Source organism: Nonomuraea sp. NPDC049784 (genome assembly GCF_040659615.1).
In the GTDB taxonomy this organism is placed as follows: Bacteria; Actinomycetota; Actinomycetes; order Streptosporangiales; family Streptosporangiaceae; genus Nonomuraea.
In genome coordinates this window covers 1-16,908 of sequence record NZ_JBFAMX010000198.1, presented here as the reverse complement: position 1 = coordinate 16,908, position 16,908 = coordinate 1, and the positions used below count along the sequence as shown (strand labels likewise).

The 16,908-nt window shown below is 68.4% G+C and carries 20 protein-coding genes; 19 read left to right on the top strand and 1 reads right to left on the bottom strand.

Translation table 11 applies throughout. The features are described from left to right. Positions 1-217: 217 nt before the first annotated feature. The 12 genes from AB0J09_RS32125 to AB0J09_RS32070 all read left to right on the top strand — a co-directional run bounded on the left by AB0J09_RS32125 (position 218) and on the right by AB0J09_RS32070 (position 10,739). Complete coding sequence (locus tag AB0J09_RS32125; RefSeq protein ID WP_360699085.1) at positions 218-1,210, top strand: DNA-processing protein DprA; 993 nt, start codon at positions 218-220, stop codon at positions 1,208-1,210. 6 nt (positions 1,211-1,216) lie between these two features. After that, positions 1,217-2,218 (top strand): YgjP-like metallopeptidase domain-containing protein, encoded by a 1,002-nt coding sequence (locus AB0J09_RS32120; RefSeq protein WP_360699087.1) that lies wholly within the window; start codon positions 1,217-1,219, stop codon positions 2,216-2,218. Positions 2,219-2,409: 191 nt separating this feature from the next. After that, positions 2,410-2,970 carry a hypothetical protein gene (locus tag AB0J09_RS32115; RefSeq protein ID WP_360699083.1) on the top strand — a complete coding sequence of 187 codons (561 nt, stop codon included), beginning with the start codon at positions 2,410-2,412 and terminating at the stop codon, positions 2,968-2,970. 344 nt (positions 2,971-3,314) lie between these two features. After that, complete coding sequence (locus AB0J09_RS32110) at positions 3,315-3,602, top strand: hypothetical protein (protein WP_360699081.1); 288 nt, start codon at positions 3,315-3,317, stop codon at positions 3,600-3,602. A gap of 70 nt (positions 3,603-3,672) precedes the next feature. Next, entirely contained in the window at positions 3,673-4,296 is a 624-nt protein-coding gene (locus tag AB0J09_RS32105; RefSeq protein ID WP_360699079.1) for a hypothetical protein, read from the top strand. 542 nt (positions 4,297-4,838) lie between these two features. Continuing rightward, a complete protein-coding gene (locus AB0J09_RS32100; protein ID WP_360699077.1) occupies positions 4,839-5,822 on the top strand; it encodes a hypothetical protein in 984 nt (327 codons plus the stop codon). A gap of 351 nt (positions 5,823-6,173) precedes the next feature. Further along, the gene (locus AB0J09_RS32095; RefSeq protein WP_360699075.1) at positions 6,174-7,088 is read left to right on the top strand and encodes a DUF4097 family beta strand repeat-containing protein; all 915 of its coding nucleotides are present in this window, start codon (positions 6,174-6,176) and stop codon (positions 7,086-7,088) included. A gap of 383 nt (positions 7,089-7,471) precedes the next feature. Then, positions 7,472-7,975, top strand: coding sequence for a hypothetical protein (locus AB0J09_RS32090; protein WP_360699073.1), 504 nt, complete (start codon positions 7,472-7,474; stop codon positions 7,973-7,975). After that, positions 7,968-8,390, top strand: a complete 423-nt coding sequence (locus AB0J09_RS32085) for a hypothetical protein (RefSeq protein WP_360699071.1) — start codon at positions 7,968-7,970, stop codon at positions 8,388-8,390. Before AB0J09_RS32090 ends, AB0J09_RS32085 begins: the two co-directional genes overlap by 8 nt. Positions 8,391-8,422: 32 nt before the next feature. Next, a complete protein-coding gene (locus AB0J09_RS32080) occupies positions 8,423-9,094 on the top strand; it encodes a hypothetical protein (RefSeq protein ID WP_360699069.1) in 672 nt (223 codons plus the stop codon). Beyond that, the gene (locus tag AB0J09_RS32075; RefSeq protein ID WP_360699068.1) at positions 9,091-9,906 is read left to right on the top strand and encodes a hypothetical protein; all 816 of its coding nucleotides are present in this window, start codon (positions 9,091-9,093) and stop codon (positions 9,904-9,906) included. The genes AB0J09_RS32080 and AB0J09_RS32075 overlap by 4 nt, the downstream gene beginning before the upstream one ends. Continuing rightward, positions 9,903-10,739 carry a hypothetical protein gene (locus AB0J09_RS32070; RefSeq protein ID WP_360699066.1) on the top strand — a complete coding sequence of 279 codons (837 nt, stop codon included), beginning with the start codon at positions 9,903-9,905 and terminating at the stop codon, positions 10,737-10,739. Before AB0J09_RS32075 ends, AB0J09_RS32070 begins: the two co-directional genes overlap by 4 nt. 88 nt (positions 10,740-10,827) lie before the next feature. Here the strand turns inward: AB0J09_RS32070 and AB0J09_RS32065 are convergent, their stop codons facing one another. Further along, positions 10,828-11,355: a hypothetical protein gene (locus AB0J09_RS32065; RefSeq protein WP_360699064.1), complete on the bottom strand. Its 528-nt coding sequence runs from the start codon at positions 11,353-11,355 to the stop codon at positions 10,828-10,830. Between the two features lie 97 nt (positions 11,356-11,452). Between AB0J09_RS32065 and AB0J09_RS32060 the strand changes: the two genes are divergently transcribed. The 7 genes from AB0J09_RS32060 (at position 11,453) to AB0J09_RS32030 (ending at position 16,780) form a co-directional block, all read left to right on the top strand. Continuing rightward, complete coding sequence (locus AB0J09_RS32060) at positions 11,453-11,914, top strand: hypothetical protein (protein WP_360699062.1); 462 nt, start codon at positions 11,453-11,455, stop codon at positions 11,912-11,914. A 267-nt stretch (positions 11,915-12,181) separates the two neighbouring features. After that, on the top strand, positions 12,182-13,141 hold the full coding sequence (locus AB0J09_RS32055) for a hypothetical protein (protein ID WP_360699060.1): 960 nt from the start codon (positions 12,182-12,184) through the stop codon (positions 13,139-13,141). A 125-nt stretch (positions 13,142-13,266) separates the two neighbouring features. After that, positions 13,267-13,662, top strand: a complete 396-nt coding sequence (locus AB0J09_RS32050) for a hypothetical protein (RefSeq protein WP_360699058.1) — start codon at positions 13,267-13,269, stop codon at positions 13,660-13,662. Further along, complete coding sequence (locus tag AB0J09_RS32045; protein ID WP_360699056.1) at positions 13,659-14,321, top strand: hypothetical protein; 663 nt, start codon at positions 13,659-13,661, stop codon at positions 14,319-14,321. The genes AB0J09_RS32050 and AB0J09_RS32045 overlap by 4 nt, the downstream gene beginning before the upstream one ends. 33 nt (positions 14,322-14,354) lie before the next feature. Continuing rightward, a complete protein-coding gene (locus tag AB0J09_RS32040; protein WP_360699054.1) occupies positions 14,355-14,543 on the top strand; it encodes a hypothetical protein in 189 nt (62 codons plus the stop codon). Between the two features lie 141 nt (positions 14,544-14,684). After that, positions 14,685-15,749: a hypothetical protein gene (locus tag AB0J09_RS32035; RefSeq protein WP_360699053.1), complete on the top strand. Its 1,065-nt coding sequence runs from the start codon at positions 14,685-14,687 to the stop codon at positions 15,747-15,749. A 221-nt stretch (positions 15,750-15,970) separates the two neighbouring features. Beyond that, complete coding sequence (locus AB0J09_RS32030; protein WP_360699050.1) at positions 15,971-16,780, top strand: hypothetical protein; 810 nt, start codon at positions 15,971-15,973, stop codon at positions 16,778-16,780. Positions 16,781-16,908: the final 128 nt, after the last annotated feature.

The window sequence follows — 16,908 nt, the reverse complement described above, 5'->3', positions numbered from 1 at the left end:
CCCGACTCCCCAGCGCCGGGACCAGCCCCGGCGCGGCACACATCATCGGAAAGGGAACCCTCTTGGAAGAGCTCGAGACGCTGTCACGGATTGCCCTGTCGCATGCCATCCACGACGTGTCCGATGTGTCCCTGCTGCAACGTGTTGTGCACGCCGTGGGAGCGGTCGCGGCTCTACGCGACATCCGCGCCGGCGCGGTCTCCCCGAACTCGACAGCATGGCCGACGCCCGCGAGAACGCGCAACGGGTGGCGCGCTGGCGGGCCGCCGTCCAAGACGTCGATCCGTTCGCCGATCTGTCAGCAGCCGAGAAGGTCTCGGCCCGCTTCCTGACTCCAGACAGCCGGGAATGGCCGCCGCTGCTGACCGACCTCGGCTGGCATCAACCGCTGGGGGTGTGGGTACGCGGACCGGCCGATCTTCGCGAGTGCGGCACCCGGTCGGCGACGATCGTCGGATCTCGCGCCGCCACCGCCTACGGGCGGCACATGGCCGGCGAAATCGCCCAAGAGCTCGGCCGGCGCGGCCACACGATCATCTCGGGCCTCGCCCGCGGAATCGACAGGGCCGTGCACGAGGGTGCGCTGGCCGTCGAAGCAACGACCGTCGCCGTGCTCGGCACCGGCGTCGACGTCTGCTTCCCCGCTGAGCACCGCGACCTGTTCGACGCGATCATCACGCAGGGCGCCGTGGTGAGTGAGTATCCGCCGGACACCCGCGAAAGTGCAGGCCGGCTCCTTGCCCGCAACAGGCTGGCAGCTGCTCTCGGGCAAATCGTCGTCGTCGCCGAGATGCGGCCACGCAGCGGAACCATGAGCACCTTCCGGCATGCCGAGCGGCTCGGCCGGCCGATAGGAGCCGTGCCCGGCCCCGCGACCTCCCAGGAAGCGGAAGGCTGTAATCAGATCCTTCACGAGGGCAGAGCGATCCTGGTCGGCCAGCCCGCGCATGTCACTGCCTTGGGGGACGGTACGCGGTGCGTGTGCTCGGACACCGTCTACTCCGCTGCAGGCCGGTGCCCGCAGCCGGATCGTATGGATCACCACATGTGCCCGCGACGCTCCACCGTCGCCCGGCGCAATGCCGTCAACCAATCGACCCGCGTCGCCTCTCGGCAGATGGACGCCCGCACGGCCACAGGGCAGCAGCCGGAAGACGCGTCCGGCCGGCGTGGCGCCTATCGATGGGCGGCGCCGGTCCCAACGCCATGACGTCCTCTGCCGAGGTTTCCCCGCCGCGCGAAACAGGCGCCTACGCCGTCGCGCTCGGCGGCTTGTCCGAACACCGGAAGGAGCACCGTCATCCCTGACGCGACCGCGATCGACATCGCCCTGCTCGAAAGTGCCCTGCTCACCGTCAGCGCCCGCTGGACGTGGCACATACGCGTCAACCCGCGCCGTACCACCATCGGCCTGACCGTCGAGCGTGATGCCTCGGCCGTCAGCGCTCCCCCTGACAGCAGCCTTGACGACATCGTCGAGGCCGCCAGGAGCAGGGTCTTGTGGCTGGCCAAGAACGTCCGGCTCGCCCGTGAGACCGCCCCCGATCACCCGGTGAAGGAACTCGTCGGCGGCGAGAACTTCCCCTGGCTCGGACGTCACCACCGCCTCCGCCTGGTCGACGACGACGGGCCTGCCGTGCACCTGGAGGACAACCCGTCCGGGTGGCTGCGGCTGCAGCGCCGACACGCCCGCGACGCCCGCTCTCTCATCACCTGGTACAGCCAGCGGCTGTCGGACCATCTGACCGAGACCAGCACGGTCTGGCATCCGCGGTTCGGCTTGCACCAACCGGTGGCCTTCCGAGTCGACGACCTCGGCGAGGAGCAGTCCGCAGTTCGGCTCGGATCGAAGCCGGCCGTGACCGTGCATTGGGCCGCGGCGCAGCTGCGGGTGCCGCACGTGACGTATCTGATGGTTCGCGAGATGTGCCATGTCCAGGCAGGTCGCCGGCTGGGCAAGAAGGAGCACAGTCGGCTGCTGAACCTGCACATGCCCGGATGGAGTGACCATCATCAGGCGATGGTGCAGGAATGGCGGCGGGTGTGGATCGGCGCCGTTCGTACGCACCGGCCGCCCGAGCCGACGTCGGATGTCGGCATCTTCTGCCGCCTGTGCCACCGTGGCGTGGCCGCGGGCGACGCCCGTCGCATCAGCATGGCAGAGCCTGGCACCAATCCCTGGTGCTGCCCGACGTGCTGGGATGAACGCCTCTCCTAGGTGGCTGGCGCCCACGTGAACTCCGGGCGAGCGCTGCCCGGCCCCGCGCCCCAGCGGAGCTGGGGAGCCCATCTTCTCCATGAGCGGCAGGCGGCGAGGCCGCCGGGCCGTGTCGCCGACATCCTTCAGGGCTGGAAGGTTCTCTGTACACGATCAACGTCGACTTCGAAGAGTCCCCGAGTTTTGGCCGCATGCTGGTGGTGGCGCCTACGTCCGATCGGGTGTTCTGGCTCCCCGACCGGCACAGCGCGATCGAAGGCACTGGCCATACCGCGCGCGTGATCCTCACTGGCGACAACCGCCGCATGCTGGCCGCCTACGCCGACCGTCACGAACGCATCGACCTCAGTATCGCCGTCAGCTACGACGGGCCGGCACTGTCCCGCGACAGCCCCGAAGGTGCCGGCTACGCCGTACTGACCAACGATCGAACCGCATACCAGGTGCTGTTTCCGCCCTACATCGCCGACGCCGTGAAACGGCCCGACGCTCCGCATCTGCGGGATCCGGAGTGCACGCTGCACGCCGGGGCCGTCCTCATGGTGCATCACTCTCGAAGGGCGGTGGTGTGGGCCGAGGACAGCTACGACTTCACCTATTTCGCGTTCGCTGCGCCGATTCTGCCCAGCGGCAGCGTCGACTGGGAGAACGCCGATGAGATCGACAGGTGGCCTGCCTCGTACCGGCGAGATCTCCAGCCCCTGGCGGACGATCTCGTGGCAGAGCTGAGGACGGATGAGGATCCTTGGTAATGGCCGGCCTTCCTGCAGCGCTTGAGCACGAGCTCGCCCAACTCCAACGAGCAGGTCACGAAGACTGTCCGGGACCGGGTCAGTCACGGTGGGACCAAACCCGCACGCCCGGCTTCACCAAGTCGGCCTCGACGCGGACAGCAGCGCCATCCGGATCGAGGCAGCCACAACACGGCTGAAGGCGCGACAACTGCCTGCACCACGTGCTCATCATGAAGCCCAACCTCGCAAGGCGTACGAGATGACCGCCCCCGACCTGTGCCACAGCGAACACGGCGTCGGCCACAAGCTGGCCGCCGCCGACGCCGGCTCCGCGTTCACCCTGCCAGAGGACGCCCCCACCCATGCCTGAGGGCGACAAGCGCTGGGGTGTCGTGATCAACGAGACCGGCCTCAACTTCTACTCCCCGGACGCCGCCGAGTACTGGCACCAGCGCCGCCAGCTGTTCGAAGCGGCCGGCACGATCACCATCCTCAAAGGCGGCGCGATGGGTGACACCATCCGGATCGGGCCTTTCACCCGCAAGGACGCCAACTTCATGCGCGACCACCTGATCGAGCACGGCGCCGCCACGACGCACGTACAGGTACGCGCCATCCCCAAGAAACCACCCTCAGCGGCGGCTGCCTAGCCGTCGCCCCGACCGCGGCGGTGAAAGCATCAGTTACTGGGAAGACCCGCGCGCCACGCATGAGCCAAAGGTGTGGTCGCAAACCGACTTCACCGTCGGCGACTTCGCATTCATCGGCGGCCGCTGGCGCGAGGTCCTCCACGCCGGCCGCAGACTGCTGACGGTCCCCGACCCGCTCACCTCGACGGCGGCGCAGCTGCAAACCATGGCCGGGCTGGCGTACCACATGCGTCATCCCACCTCCGGCACGGTCCCGTATGCGCAGGTGCGCGACAAGATGACCGCTGAGCAGGCCCGCCAGCGCCACCCGGAAGCGTTCGCTCACGAGAGCCTGCCGCCCCGGCCGGCCGTCCGGCGCGGCACGGTGCGCTTGACCCAGCAGAACGGCCCGCAGCAAGAAATGTGGTACTTCACCATCCGCGGCCAGACCTATCGGGCGGTGTGGCGTCAGCCCACCTCCTGGCACGGGCCGCCCACCCCGATCGACGACCCTGCGCCGATCTGCGTGTTCCGGATCTTCGGCCTGACCGGCCGTCCGGCCGAACTGGTCACCGAACTACCCGTCCCAGCCGGGATGCGATGGCGCGAGGAGATCATCAACGTGCTGCGGGACTGGGCCGAGCCGTATGCGCGGACTCGTGCCGCCGACGGCGCGGCAACGCACTCCAGGTCACGGACAAAGCCGAAACCCTGATCCGCGCGCCCGGGCGTTACGACCAGCTCGGCATCCACCCGGCCGAGCGGACCTGGTGACGCCGAACGCGCCTACATCGAAGGTCACTGCACGCCCACGGTCATCCTGTGCCACCGCAACCAGGCGCCGGTCAGCGACACCGTAGGCACCGTCATGGGCATCCGCGGTGAACCACGCAGTCTGCTGGGAAATCGCCGAAGCCGTACGTCGGCGAGAGGATTGGGACCGCTTCACCACCCGCCCTGAGCGCCCACGCGGCCGCCATAGGCAACGCGAGCCGAACTGATCGCTCGACCTCACACCGTTCTCGGAAGCTCCTGACGGGCGGCACCTGTTCCCCGGCGCCAGCCCGGTTGTACCGGGCACCCGCACGGGAGTCAAGGCCACGCCTTCGGCGAACCTTGACTCCCTTCCGCGGCTGCCGCGGAGCTGCGCAACCAGGCGCCGTGGAACAGCTTTTCGTCTGCTCCCGCGCGCTGGACCTGTCTCGCTGCGCCGGACAGGACAGTTGTCGCCGTCACCAGAGAAACGGGAGTTCGCCCATGCTCAAGCCGACCGTTGAGCTGCTGGACAAGGAATACGTCAACCTGCTGGACGTCATCGTTAGGACCGGTGGCCACACCTTGCCCACGGGCGCCACAAGCTGGGGGCTGGTCGCCGTGCGGCGAGATGCTTCCACGGCAGAGCGTACCTTCGTCAATGGTCAGCCCTGTCCCGCGGTCGGCGGTGTCGACGCCGCCGAACCCGCACATGATGACGAGCTGACCTGTTCCTGCGAATCTGCAGCCGGCATCGCGGTGGCCACGACGGAGGATTACGACGCGGCTCCCCTGTGGGCCGGAGTGAGCTTCGCCGGGCTGCCCGCCAACCGCCCGATGCTGGTCGGCTACCACGAGGACGACATCCTGGACAACGACCGGGACGACTGTGACGGGGCCATCGTCCGAGTCCGCAGGCTTCACGTGGTCGCCGACATCGATGTCGCAGACCTGCTGCAGGCCTACGGCACCGGCGCCGATCTGCGAGGTCTCCAACTGTCCGGCGGGTCGGCGGCCACGGGCTTGGTACTCATGTTTGGTGTGACCTCCGCCCATGTGGACGAGATCGTGGGCAGAGGAATCGATCTGGACGACTACGCCTGTGCGCTACTTGCCGGGAAGTCGCACCCGGATGTTGTCGCGATGGCCGATGGCGTCATGGGCTACTTCGGCACCTATCCAGGCGCGACCCAGGCCGAGGTCGCCCTCGCGCGGGCCTTCCCGCATCGATTTCTTCGGGCCCTACGGGAGGGGTTGTCGCCCCAGCTGGCGGTGGGCTACCTCGCGGTGATCGCCGACACTGTGCTCGATCACGTCGATGCCAGGATCATGATCGACCAGTATCGGCGGGCCCGTCGGGTCGCCACCCAGCAAGAGGTCGAAGAGGCGTACTGGTTGACTCCCTCCTTGGCGACCTACACCGACTGCCGCAACCAGGGCCTCACGCATCGACAGGCGATAGCACAAAGCGCCAGCCTCACGCACTGACGCTACCTGGGCGAAACGGGCAAGCGCTGCTCGCCCGTTTCCCGCGGCACCCGGACGGCAGCCCCGCTCCACGCGAGGGCGGTGCTCTTCGCAGCTCCAGGGAAGCCCGCATCGGCGCACGTCGCCTCATACCTCCCTCCTGATCTCGCCACGACGCCACACGGCTGCGCCCGAGGCCTGACAGCGAAACCCTCACCCCGCAGCACACCACCTGACGCCGAATCAGCCCGGATCCTCACCCAGGCGCACCCGGCTAACCAGGCGCCGGGCGTAACCCGCCGCCGCCTGACAAAGCGAGCCCCGCGCGGCCCTGCGCGGGGCCGTCACATCACCGAAAGGAGACACGCAGTCGTGTCCGCACCCATCTCTCGTACCCTTCAGGTCCACGCTCCCGGCCCGGTCCGGTTGGCTCTGGACATGTCCGCCGGCCAGGTCACCGTTACTGCAGCAGACGTCCCGGCCGTCGAAGTGAGCCTGACCACCCTCGTGCCGCCGACCTCAGCCTCTGTCCCAGCCATCGACCAGGCCACCCTGACCGCGGCCGACGACCGGGTCACCCTGCGCGTACCCACCGACGATGACAACGATGTCCGCATGCGCGTCCGCAAGGTACGGCGAAATGCGCCAGCGTGGCTGCGCAAGATCATCGGGGACTACCGCTGGGCCTGGACGGTAGAGCAAGGGGCACGACCGACCGGCGTTGTCGTGACCGACAACGGCGACGTGGGCTGGAGAGCGTGCGGGACGATTCACAGCGTGATCAACAGCGATGACGGGTCCAAAGTGCTCCTTCTCGCTCGGCCTGGCGTCAAAGCCGACGTCCGGATTCCGCGCGGCTCCGCCGTACACATGACCACCCGCTCGGCGGCCCTCACGGTGACAGGCCAGGTGCGGACCATCGACTACACCAGCGAGTCGGGAAACCTTCGTGCCGAGGCGTGCGAGACGCTCCGTGCCAAATCCACCTCGGGCGAGGTGTCGGCGAAGACCGCCCGCGACGCCATCGTGCACACGGTGTCCGGCGGCATCGATGTGGGCCGCACCCAGCAGGTTGCCATCGACACCACCTCCGGCGAGGTCCATATCCGCGAACTCGCTGGGAACGCTGAGATCACCACCGTTTCCGGCCAGGTCTCCGTCCATGCCGCGCACGGTGGCACGATCACCGCCGCGTCCGTCTCCGGTGATGTCACCGTCACCGCTGAGCCCGGCAACCGGCTCCACATCAAGGCCACGTCCATTTCCGGGACCGTGTCCCTGCCCTGACCGCCGGTTCACCGCACACCTGGAGTCCACGCACCGACCCACGAGTCCCGCTCGCCTCGCCAGCCTGCGCTTAATGCGCGCAGGCCAGAGCCGTAGCTGGCCGCATAGCGGACCCGATTGCCTGCAGGGTCACAAGCGGCCCCACGTGCCCGACGTCATCCATTCCAAGCGATGACGCGCTACACCACCGGTCCTGCACTCACCTCGCCGAAACGATAGGCAGCGTCATACCCCCTTTCACCGCTGAAACCACCGCCCCCGAACGTGACCCTCACGACCAGACAACGGACTCAGCAGCCCTTCCGGTCAACGCCACGCCGCCCGGCACCGCCGGTTCCTCTGCTGTCCTCACCGACCACCACGACGCCGACCACGACGCCGACATGGTGGCAACGATTGTTGACCACCTCGTCGGCCGATGGCCGGGGCTCCCGGTTGAGACCGCGCCCGCACTGATCCGCGACGTTCTCACCGCCGCCATGGCCTACCAAGACGCCCGAGCCGAAGAGCTGCTCAACCAGGTGCTGCTCCACGGTATGGGGCCCACCGCAAGCGGCGGCATCGAGATCATCACCTCAGCGCCTCCAGAGATCACCGCCGTGTTCGTCAGCTGGGCGCACGCGATGCTGGGCCCGGCGCCGAACTACGTTGAGCAGGCGTTCGAGTTCACCAGCAGAGCGACCGATGAACGCTTCACCATCACCGTGCAACGCGTCGGCCCAGGCAAACTCACCCCTCACGAAGCCCGGGCCCAAGCCGAACAGGACCGCGACGCGTACGCCGAGCAGGTCGCCGATCTGCGCAAACGCCTCAATGAGGTCCGGCAGAGCGTATGCGCAGCGTGCCGCGCCGCCCTTGCCGTGACCGTACGGCCCTTTGATGAGTGAGAAGCGAGGAGACCGCAGATCGCAGGCCAGGGGCGGCGACCGGCCCAGCCCCGAGCCCGCCCGCGAACGTCGATCCGTCAGCTCGCCGGCCGACATTCACGCCAGCATCGGCGCCGAAACCCTGCACGCCGTCGGCGCCCACCACTTCGACGGCTACACCACCCGCGACGGCCAGCGCATCGTTCTCCGCTTCCACATCCCCTCGGCAACACCCGCCAGGCGAGCTCTCGCCGTTGCCGCGAACCTTCGCGACGACACCTTCACCGTCGTGCCCGCCTACGTCCTCTACGACGACAGCTCCCCAGGTGGCGGCCCAGACGTCTACAGCGTGGCGCACGGCCACACGGCCACCTGCGCCAGGGAAGACCTGCCGCGTGCCGTCCAGGACATCGTGGCCGCCTGGCACACCCGCTGACCAGACGTTCCCTCAGATCAAGGATTTCCCTCTTGACCCTGCCCGCTGTCCCAGCGCCGTCTCGCTCCGTGGAGCCCGGCGCGCTGGTCATCATCAACGGCGCGAACTCGGCGGTCGCCGAGCACCATCAGCGCCTCGGCGTGGTGTGCCGCCGGCTGGATGACGAACTCTGGGAGGTGCTGGTCGCCGACGCCGACCGCTCCGCCTCCCAGTACGCCCCTCCCCGCTGGACCCAGCTCCGCCTTAGCGCACGCGAGCTGACCGTGCCCGCCGACTTCAGCATCAGAACCCTGCTGGCCAAGCCCACGGACGCGCTCCTGGTCCGGGCGATGCTCGCCGAGGTCACCCGCCAGCAGGCCGCATGCATCGCCGAGCTCACGGCCGCGGCCGCTCACGCGGACGCCGCCGGTGACCAACTGGAGCAGGCACGCGCCCACGCCATCCGCGCCTACGAAGACGGAACCGTGTCCCGAACGCGGCTGCAGGAGCTCCTGACCGCCTTCCGGCTCGCCCCCTACGACGATCGGCGGTGCGTCACGCTGACGGTCACCTGCCAGGCCGAGATCAGCCACCTGCGCGAGCGCGATCTCGACGCGGCCCTGGCCGGCACCGTCGAGATCCACGCCAACCACCCGCACGTCCTCGTCGATCGAGCCAGCGTGCACATCACGGCCACGCCTTGCACCGATGGGGCCGCCGCGTGAACCACTGCTCCCCCTCCACCGAGCCCGGCGGCCGCCGGCATCAGCACGAGCCCGTGCCGGAGTTCATGGCCGGGTGTCCCATCCAGGGCGGCCGGGCCGTTCCGGCGGTCGCCCTTCGCCACCGCGACCGGGCGCTGCCTGCCGTGTTCGGGATCGACGACCCCGACCAGATCAACGCCTGCCTGATGGAGCGGCTGTGCACGGCCTGCCAGCAGCCCCTCGACCTCGACTCCTCCGGCACGTACCTCCTGCTGGTGCGTCCCTTCGACTTCTGGCGCGGGTACAGCAGCCAACCGGCCCAGCACCCTGCCTGCCACGACTACAGCATCCGGGCCTGCCCGTGGCTCAACGGGCAGATGAGTCACTATCGCCGCACTCCGCGCGATCTGGAATCGCTGCGCTGCGGCGATCCCGGCTGCGGCTGCAGCCGCTGGCGGACAGCGGCGCAGTATCGGCCACGAGCTGGCGATCCCGTTCCTCCTGTCTTCGCCGCGACCTATGCGCTCGAGGACTACCAGTTGGACTGGGGAGAGAAATACGGGCACGCCGACGTCCTGCGTGGCATCCGTCTGGACGGGGTCCGCCGGCAGGCGATCACGCCCGTCCGGGACGGCGAATGGTCCCTCATGGACTGGATGTACGCCCGAGCGGCAAGCCTGCCCGCGCCGGCATCCGCCCTGACCCAGATGCTCGAGCTGCTCGGCGAGATCTCCTCGTCGAGCACGTGCCCTGCTGACGCCGTCGGCAACGATGCGCCGGCCACTGAGGAGCCTGCGCCGCAGAAAACGGACCCTGAACCGACCCAAGAATGAGGAAGAACCTGGACGTGCGCTTTGTCTACCCCGACACGGAGTTCATCTCGACTATGCCCGGCCCGGCCGGGACCATCAGCATCGGGGTCCTCGACGACGCGGGCCGTAAGTTCTACGCGATCAACCGCGACGTCGACCTCGCCGTCGTCGCGGCCAGCCCGTGGCTGATGGCCAACGTCGTCCCGCACCTGCCGCTCTGGCGGACCGCCACCGGACTGGCGTGGGACAGCGGCCACCCGGACTACCGGTACGTGCTGCCGCCCGTTCAGATCGCGGAGAACCTCGCCACATACTTCTCCATCGGCTACAGCGGTGCGGGCAGCATGCGAGCGTTCGGCTGGTACGGCGCCCGCGACTTGGTGAGAATTCACGACCTGTATGGCGACGACTGGCAGATGATGCCGCCGCAGGTACCGCGCAGGATCACCGAGCTCCGTGACTTGCTCGACCAGGCCGGGATCGGCCGGCCTCCTTCGAGGGCGGAGCTGCTGGGCGCCGAGGCCACCGAGCATCACGCGCTCGCCGACACCGAGTACCACCGTGCCTTGCACCGGCTGGCGATGCCGGCCAAGTCGTCGCATTTCAGCGTCCTGGGTGATCTGATCACCCTCCGGGCCTGCGGCGAGGGGCGGGGATGGGTACAGGCCTCGACGAAGCCACCTCTTGTGCTAGCAGGTGCCGGCGATCTGCAGGACGGCGACCGGGTGATTCTGGCCGCCAAGACCGCCAGCAATCTCGCCGAGGTGCTGGACCAACTCACCCTGGAGGAGACAACAGAACTGCCGGACCTGCTGCGCCGGGCGGTCGCGCTGCTGGACATCTGGGCAGGGTGAAGCAGGCTCCCCGCGCCCTCCTGGTCGCCAGGGCGCGCAGGCCAACGCGGTCGCCGAGGCGCCGTCTCGCGTAAGTGTCCGGGGCCCGTCATTCTCCTTGTGAAGGCGGGGCTGAGGACGCGGCTTCCAGCGCGCGAGGCTCCGCGACGCGGACCGCGAGGGAGAACAGGCCAGGATGGTGCTCAACCAGCCAGCCGCGGGCGACCAGGCGTTTGAGCCGGAGTCGCAGGCCCTCCACCTGGCTGCGCTGGTCCGGCCTGCCCAGCGCACCCGCAATCGCTCTGGCCCGCATGGGCTGTCCCCTGGCGACCACGGCGAGCACATGCGTGTCGCTCTCGGTCAACGGCTGCCTGGCACTCACCGCCCTGGCCGGCTGCGGCGCACCGCAGGAGAGTGCGGCCTCGGGCGCCAGCGACCTCACGACATTTTGCGTGATGACCAACCGGGTCAGGTCTTGCTCGAGTTCCGCTGCCTGCAGATGCAAAGTGGCCATGCGGATCCGCAGCAGGGACAGCTTCCGGCGTGTAGCGGTTTCCGCTGTCGCCAGCCGAGTCAGCGTGAACGTCCATTCGCCCGGGTCAGGGTCGGTCGTCTGCTCGGTCACCGCTGACGCCATGGACTGGTCCTCCGGACTGATCGCACCCAGCACCCACTCTAACGGAGTGCTGCCTTTCATATCCGCTGAGTAGTGAGTGTAGGGGTGGCCAGCCCCGTTGCGAAAGGCTTCCCCAGGACTGACCGCCCCTGCGTGCGCACCCGAGCGGACATCGCGCTCCCCCGATTCCCTGCTCGAAGCCGCCAGCGACCCACCGGTTGCCCTGAGCAGCAACGGAGGAGTCGCGCACCAATGGGACACCTGCCCAGCACGCCCACCAAGAGAAAGGACCGGCGTCCTGCCAACCCCCTACAAACGGCCGTTTCCGCCGATTCCGGACAACCGCTGGAACGCCGAATCCCACGGATGCACCGGCACCCACGAAGAGCGCACCCTCACCTCGGAATACACGATCGACGCCGCCAGCGGCGAAGAAGCCGAACTGCGGGTGCTCGCCTGGATCGACTACGACTACCAGGACGACCTGCGACGTGCCGTGGCCACCGCTGATGAGCACCCGACGCGCCCCGGCCGGTGGAGAGTAACCATCACGTGGGATGACCGGGGACCCATTGACTGACTGACGCTCGCCGCCCGGGCCGCCGCAGGCCTTCCCTGCTCCCTGGACGCCGGCCGTCCCGGACTCGTGGCCGAACTCGACCCGCGTTTGCACTGGTGCTCGGCGCCACACCTGGATCTATCGCGCACCCTCTGCACGGGTCAAGGGCACGCCTCCGGCGACCCTTGACCCGTTCCGCGGCCGCGCGATCCCGGGGATCCAGGCGCCGAGACCTCTGGGGTCAGGGCGCACACCCATCAGGACCTGGACTTTCCCCGGGAGGAAGCCATGCTGAAGCCCACCGTCGGTGTTGCAGGCCTGTCGCACACGAACCTGCTGCACGTCATCGTCCGCACCGGCAACCACACCCTGCCGCCCCACACGACCAGCTGGGCTCTGACCCCGGTGACGCGCGACCGACACGGGGAATTCGTCGCCGGAACCGGCTTCCGGTTCTCCCGACCCGGAACCTGGGCCACCGCCACGTGCCCCAGCATCGCGCCGTACCCGTGCGGCCTGCACCTGGCCACCACCGAAGAAGACCCGGCCGCCGAGCTGTGGCACGCTACCCCCTTCGACATCCTGCCCGCGGACGACCTCCTCCTGCTGGCCTACCACCAGCGGGACCTCCTGCACAGCGAAGGAGCTACGGTCCAGGTCCGCAAAGCGTTCGTCGTGGCCCACGTATCCGGCCTGGAACTGATCAAGAAGCATGGTCCGGGAGCCGATCTTCATGGGTTGTGGCTCGCCGGTCTGGACTGGATGGGCCGCCTCGCTATCAGGAGCATGATGTCCGGTGGCGCCACCTACGCTGAATTGGCGGAGGTCGTGGCCAAGAGAATCGACGCGCGCTTCTACTACGACGCCCGGTTCGATGGCGCCACGCATCGGCAGGCCCTGAGAGCATTGAGGCCCCTAACCAGCTGGCCGATCAGGCTGATCCTGAAGAGGCACGCTCGCAAGAGGAGGACGGGTGTCCCCGGCGAGCTCGGTGATCCCCTCAGGGTCTTGCGCTACATCATGGCAAGCGACGCCGGAGTGCCGACCGAGCATGCCGCCGAACTCGCCCTGACCGACCTGCAGGTCTTTGCGTATGTGCAGGCTCGGAAGGTGGCCACGCACGCGGAGATCATGCGCGTGCCAGAAGCCTTGGGCCATTCCCACCTGGGCCGGTACACGACCCTGCGCAGCAGCGGCCACGACCATGACACCGCGGTGGCCCGCTGCGCACAGGAGCCACCGTTCTGACCTCCGGCACGGAATCCGGGCTCGGCCCAGGTGCTCGCTCTCCCATGGAAGAGAGGCCACCCGGGCGAGCCCGGATCTCCACCACTCACACCCGGCAAGAGCTCATTCGGACCGCAGAAGGAAACGTGGACGACTTCGGCATCGTCATCGGCCCTGATGGCCGCGAAATGTACACCCACCCCGACTGGGGCGAAGGCGGCCTTTATGTGGATGAGGTGCGCGCCATGACAGCCGGGGCTGAAGAGCGGCGTAAGCAACCCCGAAAGCCTGACGACCTTGACGAGCTCGCCGCGAGACTGCGCGCGCTCCTGGAGAACTACACGGGGCCTGCCCGTATCTCCCGATCCACTGCCGAGCTCGCAGGTATCCCGCTCGATCACCCGGCCGTGCTGCCGGAAGACGGTATCCCCGGCCCCTCCCCTGCGTCACAGAGCAAGGGAGTTCCGATCAAGGACGAGACGCCGGCTCATCCCACAGCGCACGTGCAAGGCCACGTCCATCACAGACGGGGAGGCTCGTGACCATCCCGCCGCCCCCTCTCCCCCGACCGGCTTGGAACCGGTACGTCCTGGGATCTGACGTCGACACCGCCTACCAAGAGGCACACGAGGCCGACATCGGCGACAGCGACATCCCTATCGGCGCTGACGGCCGCCTGCACGATCGCGCCACGCTCGGCCTCACCCACGGCTACGTCGTGCTCAGCAGCACGCTGATGCCCCTCGAGGCAGCGTTGCAGCAGTACCCCACCCTCCTGGCGGGCGCACACCTGCCAGAGGGCGTCTGCGGTGCGCTTCCCATCGCTGGCATGAGACGGCGGATCGTGGCCGCTCTACCGGTGATCGACGGCGGTTATCCCGACGAGGGCCGCGCCGTCGACGCGGCCCTCACCCCATTCCTGCAGCAGGGTGAGCGCATCGAGTCCGGCGAGGTGGTGCACAGTTTCGTCGCCGCTCTCGACACTGGCGCGATCATCTCAGGGGAGGTCGTCGCCACCGCGATCTGCCCCGTGTTGAACCACACCGGTTGGCTGTTCTTCGGCACACGGCCAGCAGCAGAAGCACCGACTCAGCCGCGATTGCCGGTGACGATGGCGGCGGTTGCTGCCCGCATGCTGCTGCGCCAGAGCGTCGGCGACATCCTCGACGAGTGGACCATCGTCGCCGACATCCCCAACTAAGAAACCCGATGGGGACGTCGTCACCAACTCGTCGTGGGAGCCAGCCCGGCCAACAAGGACGCCACCGGCCTGTACACCCTGGAGTACGAGAAGGGGGCAACGCAGGAGCAGCAGCTGTTCATGGATCCCTTCGACGACGCCGCGGAACTGACGTTGATGCCCGTGCGGGACGAACTGCGGGCAGCCGTCGGGACCGAGTACGTGCCCGACACCACGCCATGAGCCGGCCTTCGCATGCAGAGCAGCATCGGGCGCACGACGCTACCGGCGGCCGCCGAGAAGCCCGCCCGGCGCCCCCACATACCCCGTTCGCCCGCCCGGCGCCCTGGCGCAGCGGCATGACCCGCACCGGAGGATCTCCCCGTGGCCATCCCCTTCTCGATCCCGAAGGGCTCTGAACTCGTCTATCCCAGCAGCACCCCGGCGCAGGCGGCGCGTGAACGTCTTGAGGCCAACTGCTCGCTATCGGCCGCACTGGACATCTTGACCTGGAAAGCCCTGCTGCTCAGCCAGGCTGCGCTCACCGACTTCCCGCAGATGCGGTTGGAGGTCCAAGAACTGGCTGAGCAGCATCTGCCGGCCAGCCTGGTCGGGGCTTTGCCGTCGAGCCTGGAGTCCGTCTGGCTGGACATCGATGAACGAGTCTCCATCCTGAACGCCGTCATCGCCAGCTATCCCCCCGCTCATCAGCAGCTCGACGGCGGCAATGATCTGACCAGCTCACGGTTCTGCGACAGCGTCAACAGTGCCGCCCTGCTCCGTCCCCGGTCCCGCCGCGACCACGTCCCAAGCAGCAGCGTGGGCGGTGTTTTGGTCCGTACTTACCTCGACGTCGAACAGCAGGCCGTGCACGTCGCGGTCAACCTGGCCGATGCCTGGACGAACCTGCGCCAGCACCATGCCGACTACGCCGTACCGCTGCTGATCGACGTCGACGACATACCCGTGTTCGACCGCGGAAGGACGAACAGGTCGCCTGACTCCGCGGCCCCGCCGCCGGCGGACACCGAGGCCCACGGCAACGAAACGTCCCGCGAACAGCTGCTGCGCGCCTTCCTCGACCGGCACTATAACGGCGATGCCATCCAGGCGCTGCACGACCTGGGCCGCGTCGGCCAGATCGCCATCGCTCACCTGGACCGCCCGTGGTGGGACGACCACTTCGCCGAAACGCACCACCGTGCCCTCACGGACGCGGAATGGGCCCGCCTGGTGCCGCACCTGAGCGGCTATGACGAACACGTCCGCAACTACAACGGTCTCAGCGCCGGCCCGCCCGTAACCGCAGAGTTCGCTAGGCACGTGCTGGCTCAGGCCGGCATCACCGGCATCGGCCACGAGCCCGGCGACGCCGTCCCGCCAGCACCGTCAAGCCTGCGGCCCACCCCTGCGACCTCCACCCTCGAGCCGGTTGAAGGACGAAGATGACAACCTCCACGTCACCCCCATCCGCTGGCGCATCCGATGCTGCGTTGAACGCCTACGTACAAGAGGCGTGGACCCAAGCCGACCAGGCCCGCGTCGAACATCTGCGACGGTGCCTGGTTCATGCCGCGCAGGTGATCCGCCGGCATCTTCCCGACGCGAGGTGGATCTGGGCCGACTTCAGCGCCGCAGTCGGCATCGCGGAGCCGCATGCCCACGTTCCCGTGGTCCGCATCACCCACCCGGCAGGCGTCTGGGACCCCGCCTCCGACAGCAACACTCCGGACCTGCCGAAGGAGGCCCTCGACACCGTCGAACGGCTGCTGGGCGAAGCGCTGAACTTCAACGTCGGCGACCTGGAGCTGGAAGGGGCGGGATGGAAGCGGGATGACGACGATGACACGTACGCGATCGCTCTACCTGCCGGCACCTTCCTGCCGCCACCCCTTGATGCGGTACCGGCTTGGGTGCTGAGCCAGCATACGGTCCTGCCGCATCGCGACACGGTGTCCTTGCACGCCACGTCGGCGGCGGCCTTCGATGACCTTGCCGCCGCGGTGCGCGACCGGTGGAGCCTGGTCGGTTCGCTGCCCGGCGTCGATCTTCCTCCGCGTCCGCCCGTGGACGTGCACGGCATGGTGGAGGCGTTCTTCGCAGCCGCCGGGCCGCAGGAGCGCTTCCGGCTGCAGCCGGTGCTCCTTCCGCGCCTGGTTGCGGCAGCTCTGGCGGAGACGACGGTCTGGGTGTTGCTGCACGGGTTCAACGTGATCCAGGACGCCGAGGCCGCCGTCTTCCTCAGCGAGAAGGAGGCCCTCAGCAGTCTGGCCGAAGAGGTGCGCAAGCGCTGGGGGTACGCGAGCGAGTCCGAGCATGCCGCGGCTTACGGTGTTTCTGATGAGCCGCCCGAGGACGACCGGGCTGCCGTCGATTTGTACTTTGCGGTCCAGCGAGCTGAAGACAGCGAAGAACGGTACAGCATCGTCGACCGGCAGGTGCCCGGCCCGCTCGCCTCCATCCCCACGAGCAGCCAGTGAGCTCCGAACGGCGCTGCCGTCGCCCTCAACGGCGCGACGGACCCCGTTTCGACTGCCGGTTGCCGTTCGGCCACCAAGGCGAGTGCAGCCCATACACGCTGGCGCCGCACGGGTCATGGCTGGCCGGG